The sequence below is a fragment of the Corallococcus sicarius genome (genome assembly GCF_003611735.1).
GTDB classification, from domain to species: Bacteria; Myxococcota; Myxococcia; order Myxococcales; family Myxococcaceae; genus Corallococcus; species Corallococcus sicarius.
The window spans coordinates 1-667 of the sequence record NZ_RAWG01000688.1 but is presented as its reverse complement, the minus strand read 5'-3'; the positions used below and the strand labels follow the sequence as shown (position 1 = coordinate 667).

The window sequence follows — 667 nt, the reverse complement described above, 5'->3', positions numbered from 1 at the left end:
GTCGTGGCCGGCAGCATGCAACTGCGAAAGCAAGGCGGCTTGCGCGTCATGATCGATGAGAATTTCGGGATCGGCAAGCTGGCGCAGCCACTGCGTCGCACTGTCGGCGCTCAGCACATTGGCAACGCCCGAGGCATAGCGCTCGCTCACCAGCGTGCCGACCAGCGCCGTGCCCACCATGCCGCCTACCATGCGCAGCGATTGCAGCAGCGCCGTGGCAATGCCCAGATGCGTACGGCCGGCCGTCTGCTGCGCAAACACGGTCAGATTGGGCAACACGAAGCCGAGCCCCAACCCTGCCAGCAGCATCAGAAGCGTCAGTACCACGTGCGACATGCCCCAGAAGGACACTGACATGCCCCCCACCGCCACCGTCAGCAGCGCAAAGCCGGCATACAGCATGGCGTTGGGCTTGGGAATGCGCGTGACGATGCGCCCGTTGATGATGCTGCCCAGCGTGATGCACACCACCAGCGGCGTAATCACCAGGCCGGCTTCCTGCGGCGACATGCCGAACCCGCCCTGGAACAGCAACGGTGCGTAGAACAACACGGCAAACATCGAAAAGCCCGACAGCAACGCCAGCATGAACAGCGCAGCCAGTGCGGGGTTGCGTAGCATGTCGAACGGCAGCAGCGGCTGCTCCGCACGCTGCTCCCACCACCAC

General features: G+C 64.5%; 1 protein-coding gene. It reads right to left on the bottom strand.

Annotated features, from left to right (window positions below):
• A partial coding sequence (locus D7X12_RS45710) for an MFS transporter (RefSeq protein ID WP_147444019.1) occupies positions 1–667 on the bottom strand: 667 nt, incomplete at both ends.